The following is a 19,074-nucleotide window of genomic DNA, read 5'->3' as shown; positions in this document are numbered from 1 at the left end:
CTAGGGTGCGGGCATGACCTCGCAGACGTACCTCTCCGAACTGTTCTCGCTCAGCGACCGCGTCGCCGTGGTGACCGGCGGCAGTTCCGGCATCGGCCGCGCCATCGCCGCGGCCCTCGCGCGGGCCGGGGCGAGCGTGGTGGTCGTGGCACGCAGGGAGGCTGAGCTGGCCGCGACGGTCGACGAGCTGACGGCCGAGGGCTGCCGGACGGCCTGGGTGAGCGCCGACCTGGGCAGCCGCGACGGCGTGCGCGCGGCGGCCGAGAAGGCGGCCGGGGCGTTCGGGGAGCCCGACATCCTCGTCAACAGCGCCGGGATCAATCTGCGGCCGCCGATGGGGGAGTTGGGCGAGGACGTGTGGGACACCACGATGGCGGTGAACCTGGAGGCGCCCTTCCTGCTGGGGCAGCGCTTCGGCCCCGGCATGGCGGAACGGGGCTTCGGACGGATCATCCACGTCACCTCTCAGCAGGCGCACCGGGCGTTCGTGCAGAGCGGGGCCTACGGGGTGTCCAAGGGGGCGCTGGAGTCCCTGGCGCGTTCCCAGGCCGAGGCATGGTCGCCGTACGGCGTCACCTGCAACACGCTCGTGCCGGGCTTTGTGATGACCCCGCTCAACGAGCGGCTGTCGTCCGACCCGGAGAAGGTGGCGGCGCTGGCCGCGCGCACCATGGTCGGGCGCAACGGTCTGGCCGACGACTTCGCTGGTGCGGCGGTGTTCCTGGCGAGCCGCGCCTCCGCCTATGTCACCGGACAGGCCGTCTTCGTCGACGGCGGACTGTCCGTCCACTGATCACGGCACCGTTCACACGAGTTCGGTGAGGAAGTCGATGAGCGCCTCGTTCACCTCGCGGGGACGCTCCTGCTGCGTCCAGTGGCCGCAGCCCGCCAACTTGACCGGCTTGCGGCGCAGGCCGGGCATGAGATCCGGCAGGGCCGCGATGAGCTCGGGCGTGCCGGGGAAGGCCGGGACCAGGTCGCGGTCGCCGTACACGTACAGGGCGGGCGAGCTGACGACGGCGCCGTGCCAGGGGGCGGTCAGTTCCCAGTTGCGATCGAGATTGCGGTACCAGTTCAGCGCCCCGGTGAAGCCCCGGGAGAAGCTCTCGGTGAGGGCGTCGAGGTCCTCCTCGGTGAACCACTCCGGCAGGGTCTCGGGGTCCGCCATGGTCGCCAGCCAGCCCTGGCCGGGTTCGATCAACGGCTGGGCGCCCGAGCCGGCGCCGGGCGCGTCGCCGGAAGCCGTGTAGAAGATCTTCCGCAGGGCCGTGCGGGTGTCCTGCGCCAACTCGGCGTCCGCGACACCGGGTCGGCTGAAGTAGTTCCAGTAGAAGCGGCCGTCGAACCGCTCGTCCATGACGGCCAGCGGCGGCCGGGAACTGCGGAACGGTGGCGGCACGCTCAGCCCGGCCACGCCGCGCACGACGTCCGGCCGCAGCAGCGCGGTGTGCCAGGCGACCGGGGCGCCCCAGTCGTGCCCCACGACGAACGCCTGCTCCTCGCTGAGCGCATGGATCAGCCCGACGACGTCGCCCACCAGGTGGAGGATGCTGTAGGCGCCCACCTCGGCGGGGTGGTCGCTGCGCCCGTATCCGCGCTGGTCGGGGGCGACCACGCGGAAGCCCGCGTCGGCCAGCGGGCCGAACTGGTGACGCCAGGAGTGCCAGGACTCGGGGAAACCGTGCAGCAGCACGACCAGGGGGCCTTCGCCCTCCTGTGCCACATGCAGCCGAATGCCGTTCACGTCAACCGTCCGATGCTCAGCCATGGGCACGAGCCTACGTTCCTCGTGATCTTCGACCGGCTGATATAGTCAACAATGCGAGTAAGAGATTAATCACCTAGGTCGATCGGCAGTCGTGCCGTGTCAACGGAAGGCGGTGGGTCCGTGGCCGGCAGTGGATATCTGCGGTACGTCGCAGTCGGTGACAGCCAGACCGAAGGCGTCGGCGACGGCGACGACGTCCAGGGTCTGCGCGGGTGGGCGGACCGGCTCGCCGAGCAGATCGCGCGGGAGAGCCCGGGCCTGCTGTACGCCAACCTCGCCGTGCGCGGGCGGCTGGCCGGGCAGGTGCGTGCCGAACAGCTGGTGCCCGCCCTGGAGTTGCGGCCCGATCTCGCCACGGTCGTCGCGGGCCTCAACGACGTGCTGCGGCCCCGGTTCGACGCGGACGAGGTCGCCGGTCATCTGGAGGCCATGTTCGCCGCGCTCACCGCACAGGGCGCCCGCGTCGCGACGGTCGCCTTCCCCGACCCCGGCCGGCTCGCCCCCTCGGCCCGGCCGCTCGCACCCCGCGTCCTCGCCCTCAACGACCGCATCCGGGAGGCGGCCCGACGGCACGGCGTCGCCATGGTCGACTCATGGCCCTACCCGGCGGTGGCCGATCCCCGGATGTGGAGCGCCGACCGGCTGCACTCGAGCCCGCTCGGCCATGCCCGCATCGCGGCCGCCGTTGCCCACGCTCTCGACCTGCCGGGCAGCGACGACAGCTGGACGCGACCGCTGCCTCCCGAAGCGGTGGCCCGCACGGGCCTGCGGGCCGTCGGGGCCGAACTGCGCTGGGCCGGCGCCTTCTTGGGGCCCTGGATCGTACGGCGGGTGCGGGGTCGCTCCTCCGGCGACGGCCGCCAGGCCAAAAGGCCCGCGCTCCTCCCGGTGACCGCATTTGCCGACGACCCCTCCTGAGCCGTGGCGGGATTGAGCCCGACTCGCGCCGTCAGGCGCCCGACACCGCCGTAGTAGTCGTCCTATTGACTAATCAACACGGTGTTAAATTGGGGCAATGGCTCTGCGCAACGCGGTGATGGCCGCGCTTCTGGAGGGTGAGGCGTCCGGGTACGACCTCGCGAAGGGCTTCGAGGCCTCCGTCGCCAACTTCTGGATGGCCACTCCGCAGCAGCTCTACCGCGAGCTGGAGCGCATGGAGAGCGAGGGGCTCGTCTCCGCCCGGGTCGTCCAGCAGGAGCGCCGGCCCAACAAGCGGCTCTTCTCGCTCACCGAGGCCGGCCTGGAGGTCCTGCGCGACTACGTCGGCGAGGCCCCGGCCAAGCCGCCGGCCCTGCGGGACGAGCTGATGGTCAAGGTCCAGTGCGTAGACATCGGTGACGCCGGGGACTTCGAGGCCGTACGGGCCTCGGTGGCCGAGCGCTTCGAGCGGGCCACCGCCAAGCTCGCCCGCTACCGGCGCATGCAGGAACGCATGCTCGACGGCCGCACCGAGGACGAGTACCTCGCCACCGCCGAGCGCATCGGCCCCTACCTCACCCTGCAGGGCGGCATCGCCCTCGAGCGGGCCAACCTGCAGTGGAGCGAGACGGCCCTGAAGAGACTCGAACAGCGCGCCGCGGCACTCGCCGAACCGTCCGGCGACTGACCCGGCCGGTGCGCTACCTGCACGGCTTCTGCAGGCCGGCGACGGTGTGCGGGCGGGGATGGCGCACCACGGCCCACACCGTCTTGCCGTGGCGCCCCCGAGGCCGTACACCCCAGGTCTGGGCGAGCTGGTCGACGAGGTGCAGGCCGCGCCCCTTCTCGTCGTCACCGGTGGGCACGTCGTGCAGGACCGGCTGCGCCGGACTCTCGTCGGAGACGGCTATGAAGCACGAGCCGTCCGCGCGCGCCGTCACCGCCAACTCGAACTCGCGCTCCAGGATGGGCCCGTGACGCACGACGTTCGCCGCCAGCTCGGACGCCAGCAGAACGACCCTCTCCGTCATCTCGTCGTTCGATGCATGCCCCCAGCTGGCCAGATGCTGCCGTACCCGGTACCGGGCGAAGCCGACCGAAGCCGGATGACGGGGAAGCCGGAACGCCTCACGTCTCAGCACACGCATCCCTCCCGAATGACATGGAAAAGATCTCGATACTCGAATAAGCGCACAGTGACAGATGAATGTCACTGTGCACATGAGGGGCGGTTGAATCTGGCCATATCTGGCCGAGTGGCGCCTACTGCCTGCTGCGTAGCCGGTCTGGTCAGAGGGGCACCGTGCCAAAATGGACGCCATTGCGCCTGCTCAGGCCACCCGCCCACGCACCGCCGAGGTTGAACCGTGACCAAATCCGCCGCCCGTGTACCGCTGCGCCGCAACTCGCGGTCCAACAGGGCGCGCATCCTGGCCACGGCCCGCAGGGAGCTCGGCCGCAACCCGGACATCACTCTGGAAGAACTCGCGCGCGCCGCAGGTGTCGTACGGCGCACCCTCTTCGGTCACTTCCCCGGCCGCCCGGCGCTCCTGGAGGCGCTCGCCGAAGAGGCGTCCGAGACGTTCAAGGGGGTGCTGGTGGACGCGGTGCGCCCCGCGGAGCCGGCCGACCGGGCGCTGGCGTACTTCGCGCTCCGCATCTGGCCGGTGGGCGACCGCTACCGGATGCTGCTGGGCCTCGCCCGGCGGGACCTGGGTGCGGAGCGGGTGACCGAGGTCCTCGCCCCGGCCCGCGAGGCGGTCACGGCCATCCTGGAGCGCGGACAGCGGGACGGCGTCTTCCACTCCCATCTGCCGCCCGCCGTGCTGAGCGCCGGACTGGAGGCGATGACGGTCGCGCTGCTGGAGGACGTCAACACCGGGGCGCTGGAGGACGACGGGACCCGTACGGCCGTCGCCACGCTGATCGCGGCCGGTGTGCCGGAGAAGCGGGCGAGCGCGGTGGTCGAGGAGGTCGCGGCGATCGTGCCGCGCGAGGAGCCGGCCGCTGACGTGTGAGCCGCGGACCGGTCGCCGTGGTGGTGGGGGAGCGCAGGTGGATGCGGTTGCCGGCGGCCGCCGAGACCGTGACCTCGTCGCCGAAGGGCAGCTGGACCTTGGCGCCGATGCGGCCGGGGGCCGGCTCCCTGGGACACCTCCAGGCCGAGGGCGTTGGAGAGATCCGGGCAGGACAGGAAGGCGGTCGCCGCGGCCGAGCGGGCCCGCGCCTCGCTGTCGTCGCCGGACTTCGTGAGTCCGTGCAGATCGAGGTCGAGCCGGGAGACGGGCAGCGGGCGGTCGGAGCCGTCGGCCGGCAGGGCGTATGCGGTGATGTCCCCGTGCCGCAGCGTCCCGGAGGCCGGCTGGGTCAGCACGGGGCAGCCGTGGACGTCGACCTCCGGCCGTTCGGGTGTGCCCATGCCCTGCTGGAAAGGCGTCGCCGTGCGCGACTCCGCGGGGGCCGCCGCGACCCGGTCGACCGCCAGGGTAGGAGGATCAGCGCGGCCAGGGGGGCGGCGGGGACGGTTCGAAGGACGCGTCCGTGACCTCGTCCTCGTAACCGTATTCGGGCTGGTACATGCGGTCTCCTTCAGCGGGGTCGGTGTGCCTGCCCGGTGTTGTGCAGGCGGTGAACCGTGGTGGCCGCGGCATCGCTGCCGACTCCCGCGGCGATCAGGGCCGCGGTGGCGGCCAGGGTGCCGTCGTCGGTCCAGGTCCCGGCGTTGACGCGGTCCAGGAGTGCGAGCAGCAGCGCTTCGAGGGCTCTGCCGAGCGGGGCCGGCGGAACGCGGGTGTGGAAGACGCCCTGTTGCTGACCGAGGGCGAGGATCGCGGTGACCGTGGCGCGGGCGGGGGAGAGGACCTCGTCGACCCGGCCGGGACCGAGGTCCTGGCGGGCGAGGCCGATGAGGACGCGGTAGCGGTCGCCGACCGGCCACAGCGTGAGGACGAGGCGGGCGAGCGCGGTCGCGGCGTCGGCGCCCGGAGCGCCGGTGGTGGCGACGGCGCGGCGTATCGCCTCCGCGGCGTCCGCGGCGATCCCCTCCACCAGCGCGGACCGGCCGGCGAAGTGGACGTACACGGTGCGCCGTGCGACCCCGGCCGCCTCGGCCATGTCGGCGAGGGTGCTGTCCGGGCTGCGGGCCAGCTCCTGCAGGGCCGCTTCCAGGATGCGGGTGCGGGTGGAGCGTGCCGCAGGGCGGCGGGGCGCGGGCGGGGCGGATCGGGCGGTCACATCGGTACCTCGGTCGGAAGCGGGGCGGCTGGAAGGGATCCCTGAAATATTTGCACACCGGCGGGCAATAAACTAGTCTGCACATCGATGGGCAATTAACTCGTCCCGCTAGGAGCCCCCCATGCCCTTCCTTGCCAACACACCCGTCGAGAAGATGACCGGGCCGTACGCACGACGCTGGTGGGCCCTGCTCGTCCTGTGTCTGAGCCTGCTGATCGTCGTCATGGCGAACACCTCGCTGATCGTGGCCGCGCCCGACATGACCAAGGACCTCGGCCTGAGCAGCAGCGACCTGCAGTGGGTCATCGACGGCTACACCGTCCCGTACGCCGCGCTGATGCTGGTCCTGGGTTCGATCGGCGACAAGTACAGCCGCCGCGGCGCGCTCCTCGCCGGCCTGGTGATCTTCGCCGGTGGTTCGGTGATGGGCAGTCAGGCCGACCAGACCGCTCTGGTCATCACGGCCCGCGCGATCATGGGCGTCGGCGCCGCCGTGGTCATGCCGGCCACGCTGTCACTCCTCGTCGCGATCTTCCCCAGGCGCGAGCGCGCCAAGGCCATCACGGCCTGGACCGCCACCTCCGGCCTCGCGATCGCCGTCGGCCCCCTGGTCGCCGGCTACCTGCTGGGGGACCACGCCTGGGGCTCGACCTTCCTGATCAACGTCCCCATCGCGGTCGTCGCCGTCATCGGTGCGCTGGTGCTGGTTCCACCCTCCAAGGCGGAGAAGATGGGCCGGATCGACTACGTCGGCGGTCTGCTCTCCATCGTCTCGGTCGGCAGCCTGGTCTACGCGACCATCGAGGGCCCGCACTTCGGCTGGGGTGCCGGCCCGATCACCGCGGCCGTGGTCGCCGGCGTCGGCCTGCTGGCCTTCGTCGCCTGGGAGCTGCGCCACCCGCACCCCATGCTGAACGTCCGCAAGTTCCGGCTGCGCCCCTTCAGCGGCTCCATGCTGGCGGTGCTGTTCTTCTTCTTCGGCACGTTCGGCGCGATCTACTACGCCACCCAGTTCCTGCAGTTCGTCCTCGGCTACGACGCCCTGGAGACCGGCGTACGGCTGCTGCCGCTGGCCGGTGCCGTCTTCCTCGGCGCCGCGATCACCGGCCGGCTGACCCCGAAGCTGGGCATGAAGCCGATGGCGACGGCCGGCATGGTGATCGGCACCGTGGGCGTCTTCCTGCTCACGCAGGTCGACAAGAGCTCCACCTACACCGACTTCGTGCCGACGATGCTGCTGCTCGGCTTCGCGATCGGCCTGAGCGTCTCCCCGGCCACCGACACCATCATGGGCTCCTTCCCGGAGAGCGAGCTGGGCGTCGGCGGCGGCGCCAACGACACCGCCCTGGAACTCGGCGGCTCCCTGGGCATCGCGATCCTCGGCTCACTGCTCGGCACCGCCTACCGCGACAAGCTGACCGGCCTGATCGGCGGTCACCTCCCGGCAGCGGCACTGGACACCGCCAAGGACTCGGTGGGCGGCGGCCTCGCGGTCGCCGAGCAGGTCGCGAAGAACCCCACCGGCGGGCCCCAGCAGGCGCAGGCCCTGGTCGATGCCGTGCACGAGTCCTTCGCCCACGGAGTCGCCCAGACCAGCCTGGTCGGCGGGATCATCATGGCCGCCGGGACGATGATCGTCCTCGCGGTGCTGCCCGGCCGCCGCAGCACCGGCAAGTACCGGACGGAAGAGCCGGTGCCGGCAGAGGAGCGGGCGCTCACCCACTCCCTGTAAGAGGCCCCGCCCGGCCCCTCAGCCGAGGTCGGGCAGCGGGCGCCGGACGACCTCGCGGGCGTCGTCCGGCGGCAACGCCGGTCTGGGCGGGGGAGTTGGGCGCACCGCATCTGGGCGTGGCGCTCGCGGCCCATGACACCGAAGGCTTCCCCGTGGTGGATCGGGTCGGCGAGCTGGTCGTCACCCGCCCCATGCCCCCTATGCCGCTGTCCTTCTGGAACGCCCCCGACGGCAGCCGCTACCACGACGCCTATTTCTCGGCGTTCCCGGTGTATGGCGGCACTGCGACTGGATCACCGCCACCGGTCGCGGCTCGGTGATCGTCCACGGCCGCTCCGGCTCCTATTGGGTGCCGTTCACCGTGGTCCTCGCGGCCGGGGCGGTCCTCGATGACGCCCTGCGGACGAGCGTCCGGGACGCGATCCGCATCGGCACGTACCCGACGAGATCCTCCAGGTCCCGGCCCGCCGCACACCCGCACTGGCAAGAACCCCGAGGTCCCGGTCAAGCGTCTGTGCCAGGGCGTCTCCATCGAGCAGGTGGTCAATCCGGCCGCCGTGGACGCGCCCGACCTCGTCCACCTACTACGCCCGTCTGGGCGAGGAGCGCCGCAAGAACCGGATGTAGTTGAAACTTCAAACGGCGATCCGATAGGGTGTACCCATGCCCACCACGCCGCGCTGGCTCAACGCCGACGAACGACGAGCCTGGCTGGCCTACGTCGACTTCTCCACGCTGCTCGCCGACTATCTCAACCGCCAGCTGAGGCGCGACGCGGGCATGACGCATGCCGACTACAGCCTGCTCGCCTATCTCTCCTCGACGCCCGACGGCGTCCTCGGCATGTCCGAACTCGCCCAGCGGCTCAAGATCACCCGCAGTCGGCTCACCCATGCGGTGAACCGGCTGCGGGAGGTCGGCCTCGTCGACCGCCGCGAGGACCCCGCCGACGGCCGCGGCCAGCTCGCCGTGCTCACCGACGAGGGCCGCGCCCTGCTGGAACGGGCCGCCCCGGGCCATGTCGACGCCGTGCGCCGGGCCGTGTTCGACGCCCTCACCCCGGAACAGGTACGGCAGTTCGCGGAGATCGGCGAGGCCATCAGCGACGCCCTGCACCGCGTGGAGAACACCGAGACCGATCCGGCCGTACTGCCGTGGCGGCGCAGGTAGGACTCAGCGCCGCAGGCCGCTGCGGCCCGGCTCCGGGCGGTGCACGACCCGCGGGCGGTGACCGAGCTCCTCGGAGCGGCCCAGCAGGTCGGACAGGTACCAGATGATGTTGGCGTCGGCACGGCCGTGGCGAGAGGAGGGGAGGGGGAACGGCCGCAGCCTGCTGAGTGTGGAGGACGGGCACCGATGTCAGTGGCTCGTCGTACGCTCCGGCAGGTGACACGCCACCGTATCGAGCCACGCACCCTCGAAGCCGCGCTCCACGATGTCCGGCAGGCCATGGCCGTACACGACAACGCCCTGGAGTGGCTGCTGCGCCCCGACGCGGCACTGAACCCACCGCTTGCCGCCGAGGTGTGGGCCTTCGACAGCACTCTGACGCAGGTCCTGCTGGTGCGCCACCCTTGGCGGGGATGGGTGCCGCCCGGTGGCAAGGTGGAGCCCGGCGAGACTCCTCGCGAGGCGGCGCGCCGGGAGTTGTTCGAGGAGACCGGCGTCCGGGCCGAACTTCATCCGGTGCCTGCGGCTGTCACGGTGCGCTCCTATCACGCCGACTGGGCTGCCACCTTCGGGGTGACATTCATCCAAGTCGTCGACGGAGGAACGGAGTTGACGCCTGAGGAGGGACAGCCGGCGGACTGGCTGTCGCTGGACGAGGCGTGGCAAGGCTGGTTTCCCGAGGACCGACTGCGGATGAAGCGGTGCGCGCAGTGGCTCGGCGAACGCGGCCGGCGAGTGCGGGGATCTTGATGGCATAGGTTGGCCGCATGAAGCAGGGGGAACAGCCCGCGACGCCGACCACGTCCTCGGGCGAAGGAATACGAGGGCGGCATGCCGCCCGGCGCAGGTCAGCGACGACGGGCGGATCGGCCCGGTCGTCGGTGCTGATGGCGGTGGCCACCGTCGTGTCCCGCGCCACGGGGCTGATACGGCAGGTGCTGCAGGCCGCGGCGCTGGGCGTGAGCGGGCTGGCGGACACGTACAACACCGCGAACACGGTGCCCACCAGCCTGTACACGCTGCTGATCGGCGGCGCGCTGAACGCCGTCCTGGTGCCCCAGCTGGTACGGGCGCGCGCCACCCATGCGGACGGCGGCCGCGCCTACGAGCAGCGCCTGGTGACCCTCGTGGTGTGCGTGCTCGGCGCGGGCACCGCGCTCGCCGTGTGGGCCACACCGCAGATCGTCGGCGTCTACATCCAGGACACCCCCGACCATCACGAGGCCTTTCAACTCACGGTGACGTTCGGCCGGTTCCTGCTGCCGCAGATCTTCTTCTACGGAATGTTCGGCATCTACGGCCAAGTCCTCAACGCCCGCGAGAAGTTCGGCGCGATGATGTGGACCCCGGTCCTCAACAACGTCGTACTGATCGGCATGTTCGGCGCCTACCTCGGCCTGATGACCGTCCCGGAACGGGTCGAGGACATCACCGCGACCCAGGTGCGGCTGCTGGGCATCGGGACCACCGCCGGCATCGCCGTGCAGGCCCTGGCGCTGATCCCGTTCGCGCGGGCCGCCGGATTCCGCTTCCGCCCCCGGTTCGACTGGCGCGGCACCGGCCTGGGCTCCGGGATCCACGCGGCGAAGTGGACGCTGCTGTTCGTCCTGGCCAACCAGGTCTCCCTGGCGGTGATCACCAACTACGCCAATGCCGCCGACGGACAAGATCGGCACGCCGGCGTGGGCTACACCAACTACATGTACGCGCAGACCATCTGGATGCTGCCCCAGTCCATCGTCACGGTGTCCCTGGTGACCGCGCTGCTGCCGCGAATGAGCAGGGCCGCCGCCGAGGGCCGTGTCGGGGACCTGCGTGCGGACCTGTCGCGGGCGCTGCGCGTCAGCGGCGTCGTCATCGTGCCCACCGCCTTCCTCTTCCTCGCGCTGGGCCCCCAGATCGCCACGCTGATGTTCGCCCACGGCGCGTCCCACCCCACCGCCGCACAGCCGGGCGGACAGATGCTGCAGGCCTTCGCTCTGGGCCTGATCCCGTTCTCCGCGCAGTACCTCATACTGCGCGGCTTCTACGCCTTCGAGGACACCCGCACCCCGTTCTTCATGGCCGTGTGGATCTCCGCGGTGAACATCGTCCTGGCCACCGCCTGCCATGTGCTGCTGCCCGTCCGCTGGGCCGTGATCGGCATGGCCGGCGCCTACGCCTTCTCCTACCTCGTCGGCCTCGCGCTCACGGCACGGCTGCTGCGCCGCAGGACCGGCGGCCGCCTGGACGACGGCGCCCTGCGCCGCACCTACCTCAAACTGCTGACCGCCGCGGCCCTGGCCGCGTCCATCGGCTGGGGCGCGGCACACGCCTGCGCCACCCTCCTGGGCAGCGGCACCTGGGCCACGCCGGGCACCCTCGCCGCGGGAACGCTCGCACTGGCCCTGGCGTTTCTCGCCCTGGCCCGTCTCCTGAAGATCGAAGAGCTGCGCAGCCTGCCCGGGCTGCGGTGACGCCCGCCAAGCGAAGGCCGATGGCCGGTTTGCCTCCTGCGCTGCGGGCTACGCGGGCGGGAGCACTACTCGCCGATGCAGGACCTGGGAGCTGCCATGACCCGGAAGATCCGCGATGTGATGTCACCCGGCGCGGCCGCCGTCGAGCCCATGACCACAGTGGCGCGCGCGGCCCGTCTGATGCGGGAGCAGGACGTCGGCGACGTGCTGGTGGCCTACGACTGCGACCTGTTCGGTGTGCTCACCGACCGGGACATCGTGGTCCGGGCCCTCGCCGCGGGCCGCGACCCCGCCTTCACGACCGTCGGCTCGGTGTGCACGCCGCCGCCCGTGGTGACCCTGACGCCGGACGACACGACCGACCGCGCCATAGAGCTGATGCGCACGTACGCCGTCCGCCGCCTCCCGGTCGTCGAACGCGGCGGCTGCCCCGTCGGCATCGTCAGCATCGGCGACCTCGCCGACACCGAGGACCCGCACACCGCCCTGACGGACATCAGCAGGGCGGCCCCGAACCGTTGACGTCAGTACTCTTCGCGCCCCTCGACACCCCACTCAACTCACCCACCGGCGGCCTTTGCCCGGCGTCGACGGCCCGGTCGCCCGGCCGGCCCCGGCCTGCACGGCGGCATGACCACGATGCCACCGTGGAGCCGGATCGCGCGGTCCCGGGCAGCCGCCCCGTGGGCATCAGGTCCGCGTCTGCGGTCCAGGTCGGGAGCGTCCAGAAGTCCGGCGCCCACACGATGACCGGCCCGCCCGTCTCGCTGCGGCAGCCGTACGCGGGATGCGAGGTGTGCGCCACCGGCAGGTACCGCAGCCGTGGCTTGCCCGACTGCTCGGATGATTGACGCCGTGGCGGAGTGCCGAGCGGAGTTCCGGCTGCTTCGTCGGTGACGGTGGTTCGGCGGCCGCCGTCGAAGGCGGTGCGGTGGCCGCAGCAGCTTCAGCAGCAGCCCGGCGGGCGTGTCATCCGCCCACGCCCGGCAGGGTCAGCCGCAGCCTTCGGTTCACGGGCCGGCCCGGGGCCGCTGCGTCAGCGTAAGCGTGCCGTCGGGATCCAAGGTCACGTGTACGGCGTCGCTGATGCCGTTCAGGGTGGCGCGCAGCCAGCCGCGGTCCGCGTCCGATGGGGGGTCGAGCCGCATGCGGCGGGCCTGCAGGGGCAGCATGCGCAGGCCGGTCAGGCGCCCCGTGTCCGCCGTAACCCTGACGAGGTAGGCGATCCGCAGGTCGGCGCGGTACTCCTCCCAGCCGCCGATGCCCTCGTAGTCGTCGATGAAGTCTCCGCAGCCGTACAGGATCAGCCGGTCGCGGTACACCTCGATCCGGCGGGGGTGGTGCGAGGAGTGGCCGTGGACCACGTCGACGCCGCCGTCGACCAGGGCGCGGGCGAAGCGGACGTGTTCCCGGGGCACCCGGTAGCCCCAGTTCGAGCCCCAGTGCACGGAGACGACCACGACGTCGCCCGCACGCTTTTCCTCCCGCACCCGCCGAACCACCTCCGCGGCCGCGGCCGCCGACACCTCGGGCAGACAGGCGATCCCGGACCGGCCGGAGGTGGCCGCCCAACCGGGCGGAACACCGCTGGAACGTGCCCCGAGGGCGAAAACCAGAATCCGGCCCCCGCCGCCCGGGACCGGCACCACGGCGGGCGCGTACGCCTCCTCGGCGTTGCGTCCGGCGCCCACCGCCCGCAGGCCTGCGTGGGCGAGCGCGTCCAGGGTCTCCGCCAGTCCCTCGCGGCCGAAGTCCAGGACGTGATTGTTGGCGAGGACGCAGACGTCCGGGGCGGCAACGGTGAGGGCGGGCAGGTTGGCCGGGTGCATGCGGTAGTGGATCAGCTTGTCCGGAGCGAAAGCGTCGCTGCACGTCACGCACGTCTCCAGGTTCACGATCCGGACGTCAGGGGCGGCCTGTTCCAGCAGGCGCAGCGCCTCGCCCCACGGCCAGGAGGGGGCGACCGGGGCGGGGATCGGACCGTTCACCGACTCCGCCAACCGGACATAGGAGCGGGCGTCCTCGACGTAGCCCTCCCGCAGTTCCGGATCGCCGGGATGCGCCAGGATCTGGTCGACACCGCGCCCGAGCATCACATCCCCGCACAGGAACAGCGTCACCGTGCCGCCGCCCATGCCCCCCACGACAGTGGCGGCCACACGGACGGGGCGAGAGTGAGCCGGTGCACTTCGGGTAGGTGCAACGACGACCAGGGAACGCACCGCACCGCGGGAGAATCCCATGAGCGTCACCCTCGTTCACCCACGCCCCAAGTTCGCTCCGGCGGGCCTCACCGAGCCGCCGCCGTCCGGCTTCCTCCACATCGCCGCCGCGGTGGAGCCCCCGGGCGGGATCGGCAGGCCCGGCCACAGCCGCGGCAAGACGCACCTGCTCGATCTGCTGCGGGCCGAGGCCGAGGACCTGGCCAGCCTGGGCGAGGTGAAACGGGCCCACGTGTACCGGGCCGCCGCCGTGGCACCGACCGTCGGCCTGCACCCCTCGGACTCCGTGCACCCGGCCCGCTACGACGTCGTCGTACTCGTCGAGACCAGGACACCGCAGGACATCGACCAGGTGCAGGAGAGCGCCGCCTACCGTCACCTGCGCCGACGGCTGGAGCAGACCGCCGGCGACGTCCATGTGATGGCGGCCCGCTGCGCCAAGTGCGTCGCCGACGTGGGCCGCAGCCAGGAAGGCCTCTTCCAGTTCAGCTATTTCGTCGGTGACGATCCCGAACTCATCGCAGAACTGTGGGAGCACCTCGCGGGCTGGTACGCCGCCGAGACCGGCCTCGACAACTCGCTGCTGCTGCAGCCTCTGGACGGCACGACCTCCGACTACTGCTTCGTCGGTCACGCGCACTGGAACCTGGGCCTGGCGGCCGTCGCCCTGCGCCAGTTCACCAAGCCGAGCTTCTACCGCTTCCTGCAGCCCACGCTGAAGGAGAACCGTACGACCGTGATGCCGGTGCTGTACCACCTCGTACGGCTGCGGGACCGGTGACGCACCTCAGGCCCGCTGGTCCGGTCCCGTCATGTCGTCGAGGCGGGTCGTCTCACCGGCATGGCGCGTGCGCACCCTGCGGTGGCGGCGATGGTTCGGCCGGTGCGAGACGCCGCTCACCGCGGTGGCCAGCGCCAGGCAGAAGATGAGCGCCAGCGCGAGGCCGGAGCTGAAGACGGCCAGCGTGTTCATGGTGGCGATGTGGTGATCGAGCACCGAGACGGTGTAGTCGGGGCCCCCGGACAGGTTGCCGGCGATCGCCAGGGCGGTGAAGGCGCCGGTCGCCCCGAGGAGAAGCAGTCCGATGAGCAGCATCCGAGTCATCTCCTCGAAAGAGGTACTTCACCGGTACGGGTACCCGTGACCCTGCAGGCCATACAGGTCCCGCCGGGCCGGCCACGAGGAAGAAGATGATGGCGATGATCTCCCAGCTGATCTCCGTTCCCGCCGACGGCGTGGCCCTTCCGGGCGATCTGGTCCTGCCCGACTCGGTCCGCGCGGTCGTGGTGTTCGCGCACGGCAGTGGCAGCTCCCGGCACAGCCCCCGCAACCGCGCGGTCGCCGCCGAACTGCGCACCGCCCAACTGGGCACCGCACTGATGGATCTGCTCACCGAGGAGGAGGACCGCCGGGACGCCTCCACGGCCGAGTACCGCTTCGACATCCCCCTCCTGGGCCGCCGCGTCGTCGCCGTCGTCGACTGGCTGGAGACACAACCCGACACCGCGAAGCTGCCGGTCGTCCTGTTCGGTGCCAGCACCGGGGCGGCGGCGGCCCTGGTGGCCGCCGCCGAGCGGCCACGACGGACCCTCACCGTCGTGTCGCGGGGCGGGCGACCCGACCTGGCCGGCGATGTGCTGCCCGGCGTACGGGCCCCTGTGCTCCTGATCGTCGGCGGCCGCGACCCGGAAGTGCTGCGGCTGAACCAGGCGGCGTCCCGGGAGGTGAGCGGTCCGCACTCGCTGCGCATCGTGCCCGGCGCCACGCACCTCTTCGAGGAGCCCGGGGCGCTGGAGCAGGTCGCGGAGATGGCGCGGAACTGGTGCGAGGACCGTCTCAAGATCGCAGGCGAGGCAGCGGCGGAGCAGTGACGGCCGGAAGCCGCGCGCGTCCTGCGCCGTGGCCCCTGGGGCTGTGCGCGGACGACGGCCAGTTCTTTCAGGGCCGCGACAGCCGCTGACGCTGCTCCTCAGCGGCCTCGGCACCGTGCCTGCCATCGCCACGCACCCCGCCCGCTGGTCATCCAGGCCGACTCCCCCGGGGGGACGAAGGGACAGTCGGGGCGCGTGCTTCGACAGGCGTGTGCGGGGTACGCGGGAACCGGACCGAGGGGGCCGTCCGCTCGCGGGAAGGAGTGGCGACCGCGATGCAGTTCCATGACCGAACGGAGGCCGGGAGGGAACTGGCCGAGCGGCTGCGGATCCAGCAGGAGAAGGGCGTCCTGCCGCATCCCGTCGTCCTGGCCCTCCCGCGCGGCGGCGTCGCCGTGGCCCGGGAGGTGGCGCGGGCGCTGGATGCCCCCCTGGACGTCCTCGTCGTACGGAAGATCGGCGCCCCCTTCCAGGAGGAGCTCGGCGTCGGCGCGATCGTCGGCGACGACGATCCCCTCCTCGACGAGGACGCCCTCGTACAACTGGGCCTGACCAAGGCCATGCTGGCCCCGGTGGTGGAACGTGAACGCAAGGAACTCCACCGCCGCGAACGCCTCTACCGTCAGGGCCGACCCGGCCCCGATCTGACGGACCGCACCGCCATCGTCGTCGACGACGGGCTGGCCACCGGATCTACGGCCCGTGCCGCGCTGCGATACGTAAGGCGTCAGGCCCCCGAGCGGGTCGTGCTGGCCGTGCCGGTCGGCTCGCCGCACGCGGCGGACCAGATGCGCGCCGAGGCCGACGAGGTGCTCTGTCTGCACCGGCCGGCGTCCTTCATGGCCGTGGGCCTGTGCTACGAGAGGTTCGAGCAGCTGACGGACGAGGACGTGCTGCGGGCCCTGCACACGGCGGCCGGCTGAACCCGCTTCGTACGCGGGTGTCGACGCACGGACGGAAGAGGCCGGCCCGACACCAACGGCGTCGGGCCGGGCTCTCCGTTTGCGGACGTCAGTCCGTGCCGGACTCCATCGCGGCGCGGTCCAGCAGCGCGTCCTCATCGGAGACCTCGCCGCGGGAGGCGATGGCCTCCGCGCCGCCCTCCGGCAGCTCCGGCATGGTGCCGATCAGGCCGGTCGCGGCGGCCTGGGAGGCGCCGATGGTGGGGCTGCCGGTGCCGATCAGGCCGAGGCCGACGTACTGCTCCAGCTTGGCGCGGGAGTCGGCGATGTCCAGGTTGCGCATGGTGAGCTGGCCGATCCGGTCCACCGGGCCGAACGCCGAGTCCTCGGTGCGCTCCATCGACAGCTTGTCCGGGTGGTAGCTGAAGGCCGGGCCCGTGGTGTCGAGGACCGAGTAGTCCTCACCGCGGCGCAGCCGCAGCGTCACCTCGCCGGTGACGGCCGCGCCGACCCAGCGCTGCAGCGACTCGCGGATCATCAGCGCCTGCGGGTCCAGCCAGCGGCCCTCGTACATCAGGCGGCCGAGGCGACGGCCCTCGTTGTGGTACTGGGCGAGGGTGTCCTCGTTGTGGATCGCGTTGACAAGACGCTCGTAGGCGGCGTGCAGCAGGGCCATGCCGGGCGCCTCGTAGATGCCGCGGCTCTTGGCCTCGATGATCCGGTTCTCGATCTGGTCGGACATGCCCAGGCCGTGCCGGCCGCCGATGGCGTTGGCCTCCATGACCAGGTCGACGGGGCAGGCGAACTCCTTGCCGTTGATCGTCACCGGGCGGCCCTGGTCGAAGCCGATCGTCACGTCCTCGGTGACGATCTCCACCTCGGGGTCCCAGAACCGCACGCCCATGATCGGCTCGACGGTCTCGACGCCCGTGTCCAGGTGCTCCAGCGTCTTGGCCTCGTGGGTGGCGCCCCAGATGTTGGCGTCGGTGGAGTACGCCTTCTCGGTGCTGTCCCGGTAGGGCAGGCCGTGGGCGACCAGCCACTCCGACATTTCCTTGCGGCCGCCGAGCTCGGTCACGAAGTTGGCGTCGAGCCAGGGCTTGTAGATCCGCAGGTGCGGATTGGCGAGCAGGCCGTAGCGGTAGAACCGCTCGATGTCGTTGCCCTTGAAGGTCGAGCCGTCGCCCCAGATCTGGACGTTGTCCTCGAGCATCGCCCGCACCAGGAGGGTGCCGGTGACGGCGCGGCCCAGCGGGGTGGTGTTGAAGTAGGCACGCCCGCCCGAGCGGATGTGGAACGCCCCGCAGGTGAGCGCCGCCAGGCCCTCCTCGACCAGCGCCGCACGGCAGTCGACGAGACGCGCGATCTCGGCACCGTACGTCTTCGCACGGCCGGGCACCGAGGCGATGTCGGGCTCGTCGTACTGGCCGATGTCGGCGGTGTAGGTGCACGGGACGGCACCCTTGTCGCGCATCCACGCGACCGCGACGGAGGTGTCGAGGCCGCCCGAGAAGGCGATGCCGACGCGCTCGCCGGCGGGCAGGGAGGTGAGGACCTTGGACATAGGAAGAGTATGCATGATCTCGCATGATCATGCAAAGCCTTGCCTGGAGAGCGTGATGGGCTGCTTCCCGTGCCCTTCGATTCCTGTAGGTTCCTGCCCCGGAGAGCCGCCCCTCAGGCACCATGATCGTGTGACATACGCGGTGACTGTGGACGTGGACCTCCCCAAGGGCGCCCCGGAGCTCGACGTTCTTCAGCGGGAGGGCGTCGGCTTCCTGCTGCGCAAGGGGCTCGATTCGATCGCGGCCATCGAGGGGCCCGACGGAATGGAAGTCGACCTGGTGGACGACGTCATCGCCGTCCATCCTGCCGGGGTCCTGCTGAAGCTCTTCGTCGACGCACCGGCTCTGGAGTTCGCCGAGGACGCCGCCCGCGAGGTGGTCGCAGAGCTGCTGGAGCGCAGTGAACCCCTCGCCGACTGGGAGATCACCCGCTGCGGGGTGGAACTGCACCCCGACCTGCTGCAGGAGAGTCTGGACGCGGCCGACGGCCCGGACGCACCGCCCGCGGATCCCGCCGAACGCGCGCGCCGGCACGCGGCGGCAGAGCCCGCCACCGGGCCCGGGCGTCTCGACCGCGACGAGGTCGACGCCATGCGCAGCACACTCCGTGCACTCGCACCCGCCCTGCGCGCCTTCCCGCTCGAGGCCTTCGGCCACCACGAGGACCAGGAGGAGCGGACCGTCAGCCAAGAGGCGGCGGAGATCGCGGCCGGTGCCGTCGTGTACGCCATCGATCTGCTGGTCGACGAACTCTTCACGGACCTGGCCGGGCTGGAGGAGGACGGGCCCACCGTCGCGGAGACCGACGCGCCGTTCATGGTCCTCGACGATCTGCCCCCGCAGTTCGCCCTGCAGTACACGGTCCTGTTCGTCCGCCGCCTGACCGTCACCGCGGTGACCATGACCGGCCGCCTCACCCAGCCGCACTTCGGCGGGCCCAGCTGCGTGGCCGAGGAACTGCTGCTGAAGTTCCTGCTCGCCCAGGCCGAGGTGACGGCCGACCTCTACGAGTTGCTCAGCGACGAGGTCGAAACCGCCCTGCAGGTCTTCGCCGACGGCGTGTTCGAGGACGTGGACCACGACTGGCTGTACGCCCCGACCGCGGACGGCATCACCAAGGGCACCGTGCAGGACTGGTTCATCCCCTTCGGTGACGAGAGGTACGTCCACCCCTACGCCGCCAATGACGACGGCGACGATGAGGAGGCTCTGGACTGATCAGCCCTGGGCCGGCT

General features: G+C 71.4%; 19 protein-coding genes and 2 pseudogenes. 14 read left to right on the top strand and 7 right to left on the bottom strand.

What is annotated here, in order from left to right:
• The first annotated feature begins 13 nt into the window (after positions 1-13).
• On the top strand, positions 14-793 hold the full coding sequence (locus tag ACWCRD_RS15715; protein WP_450966365.1) for an SDR family NAD(P)-dependent oxidoreductase: 780 nt from the start codon (positions 14-16) through the stop codon (positions 791-793).
• A 12-nt stretch (positions 794-805) separates the two neighbouring features.
• On the opposite strand, the gene ACWCRD_RS15710 is transcribed toward ACWCRD_RS15715, so the two are convergent.
• A complete protein-coding gene (locus ACWCRD_RS15710; protein ID WP_450966364.1) occupies positions 806-1,768 on the bottom strand; it encodes an alpha/beta fold hydrolase in 963 nt (320 codons plus the stop codon).
• A gap of 120 nt (positions 1,769-1,888) precedes the next feature.
• On the opposite strand from ACWCRD_RS15710, the gene ACWCRD_RS15705 reads away from it, so the two are divergent.
• Both ACWCRD_RS15705 and ACWCRD_RS15700 read left to right on the top strand, forming a co-directional pair.
• Positions 1,889-2,686 carry an SGNH/GDSL hydrolase family protein gene (locus tag ACWCRD_RS15705; RefSeq protein WP_450966363.1) on the top strand — a complete coding sequence of 266 codons (798 nt, stop codon included), beginning with the start codon at positions 1,889-1,891 and terminating at the stop codon, positions 2,684-2,686.
• A 97-nt stretch (positions 2,687-2,783) separates the two neighbouring features.
• Positions 2,784-3,374 carry a PadR family transcriptional regulator gene (locus tag ACWCRD_RS15700; protein WP_450966362.1) on the top strand — a complete coding sequence of 197 codons (591 nt, stop codon included), beginning with the start codon at positions 2,784-2,786 and terminating at the stop codon, positions 3,372-3,374.
• 13 nt (positions 3,375-3,387) lie between these two features.
• Here the strand turns inward: ACWCRD_RS15700 and ACWCRD_RS15695 are convergent, their stop codons facing one another.
• A complete protein-coding gene (locus tag ACWCRD_RS15695) occupies positions 3,388-3,828 on the bottom strand; it encodes an ATP-binding protein (RefSeq protein WP_450966361.1) in 441 nt (146 codons plus the stop codon).
• 225 nt (positions 3,829-4,053) lie between these two features.
• On the opposite strand from ACWCRD_RS15695, the gene ACWCRD_RS15690 reads away from it, so the two are divergent.
• Positions 4,054-4,704, top strand: a complete 651-nt coding sequence (locus ACWCRD_RS15690) for a TetR/AcrR family transcriptional regulator (RefSeq protein WP_450966360.1) — start codon at positions 4,054-4,056, stop codon at positions 4,702-4,704.
• A gap of 182 nt (positions 4,705-4,886) precedes the next feature.
• Here the strand turns inward: ACWCRD_RS15690 and ACWCRD_RS15685 are convergent.
• Together ACWCRD_RS15685 and ACWCRD_RS15680 are read right to left on the bottom strand one after the other, a co-directional pair.
• A pseudogene (locus ACWCRD_RS15685) lies at positions 4,887-5,105 on the bottom strand (LmeA family phospholipid-binding protein); the annotation flags it as partial.
• 170 nt (positions 5,106-5,275) lie between these two features.
• Positions 5,276-5,920, bottom strand: coding sequence for a TetR/AcrR family transcriptional regulator (locus ACWCRD_RS15680; RefSeq protein ID WP_450966359.1), 645 nt, complete (start codon positions 5,918-5,920; stop codon positions 5,276-5,278).
• Between the two features lie 121 nt (positions 5,921-6,041).
• On the opposite strand from ACWCRD_RS15680, the gene ACWCRD_RS15675 reads away from it, so the two are divergent.
• From ACWCRD_RS15675 to ACWCRD_RS15650, 6 genes and pseudogenes are all read left to right on the top strand, one after another.
• Positions 6,042-7,652 (top strand): MFS transporter, encoded by a 1,611-nt coding sequence (locus ACWCRD_RS15675; protein WP_450966358.1) that lies wholly within the window; start codon positions 6,042-6,044, stop codon positions 7,650-7,652.
• Between the two features lie 74 nt (positions 7,653-7,726).
• Positions 7,727-8,279 (top strand): annotated as a pseudogene (locus ACWCRD_RS15670) (acetoacetate--CoA ligase); the annotation flags it as partial.
• Positions 8,280-8,315: 36 nt separating this feature from the next.
• Positions 8,316-8,822, top strand: a complete 507-nt coding sequence (locus tag ACWCRD_RS15665) for a MarR family winged helix-turn-helix transcriptional regulator (RefSeq protein WP_450966357.1) — start codon at positions 8,316-8,318, stop codon at positions 8,820-8,822.
• A 216-nt stretch (positions 8,823-9,038) separates the two neighbouring features.
• The gene (locus tag ACWCRD_RS15660) at positions 9,039-9,572 is read left to right on the top strand and encodes an NUDIX domain-containing protein (protein WP_450966356.1); all 534 of its coding nucleotides are present in this window, start codon (positions 9,039-9,041) and stop codon (positions 9,570-9,572) included.
• A 17-nt stretch (positions 9,573-9,589) separates the two neighbouring features.
• Positions 9,590-11,278, top strand: a complete 1,689-nt coding sequence (murJ, locus tag ACWCRD_RS15655) for a murein biosynthesis integral membrane protein MurJ (RefSeq protein WP_450966355.1) — start codon at positions 9,590-9,592, stop codon at positions 11,276-11,278.
• Between the two features lie 96 nt (positions 11,279-11,374).
• Positions 11,375-11,800 carry a CBS domain-containing protein gene (locus ACWCRD_RS15650; RefSeq protein ID WP_450966354.1) on the top strand — a complete coding sequence of 142 codons (426 nt, stop codon included), beginning with the start codon at positions 11,375-11,377 and terminating at the stop codon, positions 11,798-11,800.
• 488 nt (positions 11,801-12,288) lie between these two features.
• On the opposite strand, the gene ACWCRD_RS15645 is transcribed toward ACWCRD_RS15650, so the two are convergent.
• Positions 12,289-13,413, bottom strand: coding sequence for a CapA family protein (locus tag ACWCRD_RS15645; RefSeq protein WP_450966630.1), 1,125 nt, complete (start codon positions 13,411-13,413; stop codon positions 12,289-12,291).
• A gap of 106 nt (positions 13,414-13,519) precedes the next feature.
• On the opposite strand from ACWCRD_RS15645, the gene ACWCRD_RS15640 reads away from it, so the two are divergent.
• Positions 13,520-14,281, top strand: a complete 762-nt coding sequence (locus tag ACWCRD_RS15640; RefSeq protein WP_450966353.1) for a hypothetical protein — start codon at positions 13,520-13,522, stop codon at positions 14,279-14,281.
• Positions 14,282-14,287: 6 nt separating this feature from the next.
• Here ACWCRD_RS15640 and ACWCRD_RS15635 read toward each other — a convergent pair whose 3' ends face one another.
• A complete protein-coding gene (locus tag ACWCRD_RS15635; protein ID WP_450966352.1) occupies positions 14,288-14,596 on the bottom strand; it encodes a hypothetical protein in 309 nt (102 codons plus the stop codon).
• Positions 14,597-14,700: 104 nt separating this feature from the next.
• Here ACWCRD_RS15635 and ACWCRD_RS15630 point away from each other — a divergent pair, with 104 nt between their 5' ends.
• Both ACWCRD_RS15630 and ACWCRD_RS15625 read left to right on the top strand, forming a co-directional pair.
• Complete coding sequence (locus ACWCRD_RS15630; RefSeq protein ID WP_450966351.1) at positions 14,701-15,372, top strand: dienelactone hydrolase family protein; 672 nt, start codon at positions 14,701-14,703, stop codon at positions 15,370-15,372.
• 275 nt (positions 15,373-15,647) lie between these two features.
• Positions 15,648-16,295 carry a phosphoribosyltransferase gene (locus ACWCRD_RS15625; RefSeq protein ID WP_450966350.1) on the top strand — a complete coding sequence of 216 codons (648 nt, stop codon included), beginning with the start codon at positions 15,648-15,650 and terminating at the stop codon, positions 16,293-16,295.
• 88 nt (positions 16,296-16,383) lie between these two features.
• On the opposite strand, the gene argG is transcribed toward ACWCRD_RS15625, so the two are convergent.
• Positions 16,384-17,838 (bottom strand): argininosuccinate synthase, encoded by a 1,455-nt coding sequence (argG, locus tag ACWCRD_RS15620; RefSeq protein WP_450966629.1) that lies wholly within the window; start codon positions 17,836-17,838, stop codon positions 16,384-16,386.
• A 130-nt stretch (positions 17,839-17,968) separates the two neighbouring features.
• Between argG and ACWCRD_RS15615 the strand changes: the two genes are divergently transcribed.
• Entirely contained in the window at positions 17,969-19,057 is a 1,089-nt protein-coding gene (locus ACWCRD_RS15615) for a hypothetical protein (protein WP_450966349.1), read from the top strand.
• Positions 19,058-19,074: the final 17 nt, after the last annotated feature.

The organism is Streptomyces sp. NPDC002092 (assembly GCF_053593775.1).
This window is presented reverse-complemented; position numbering and strand designations above follow the sequence as displayed.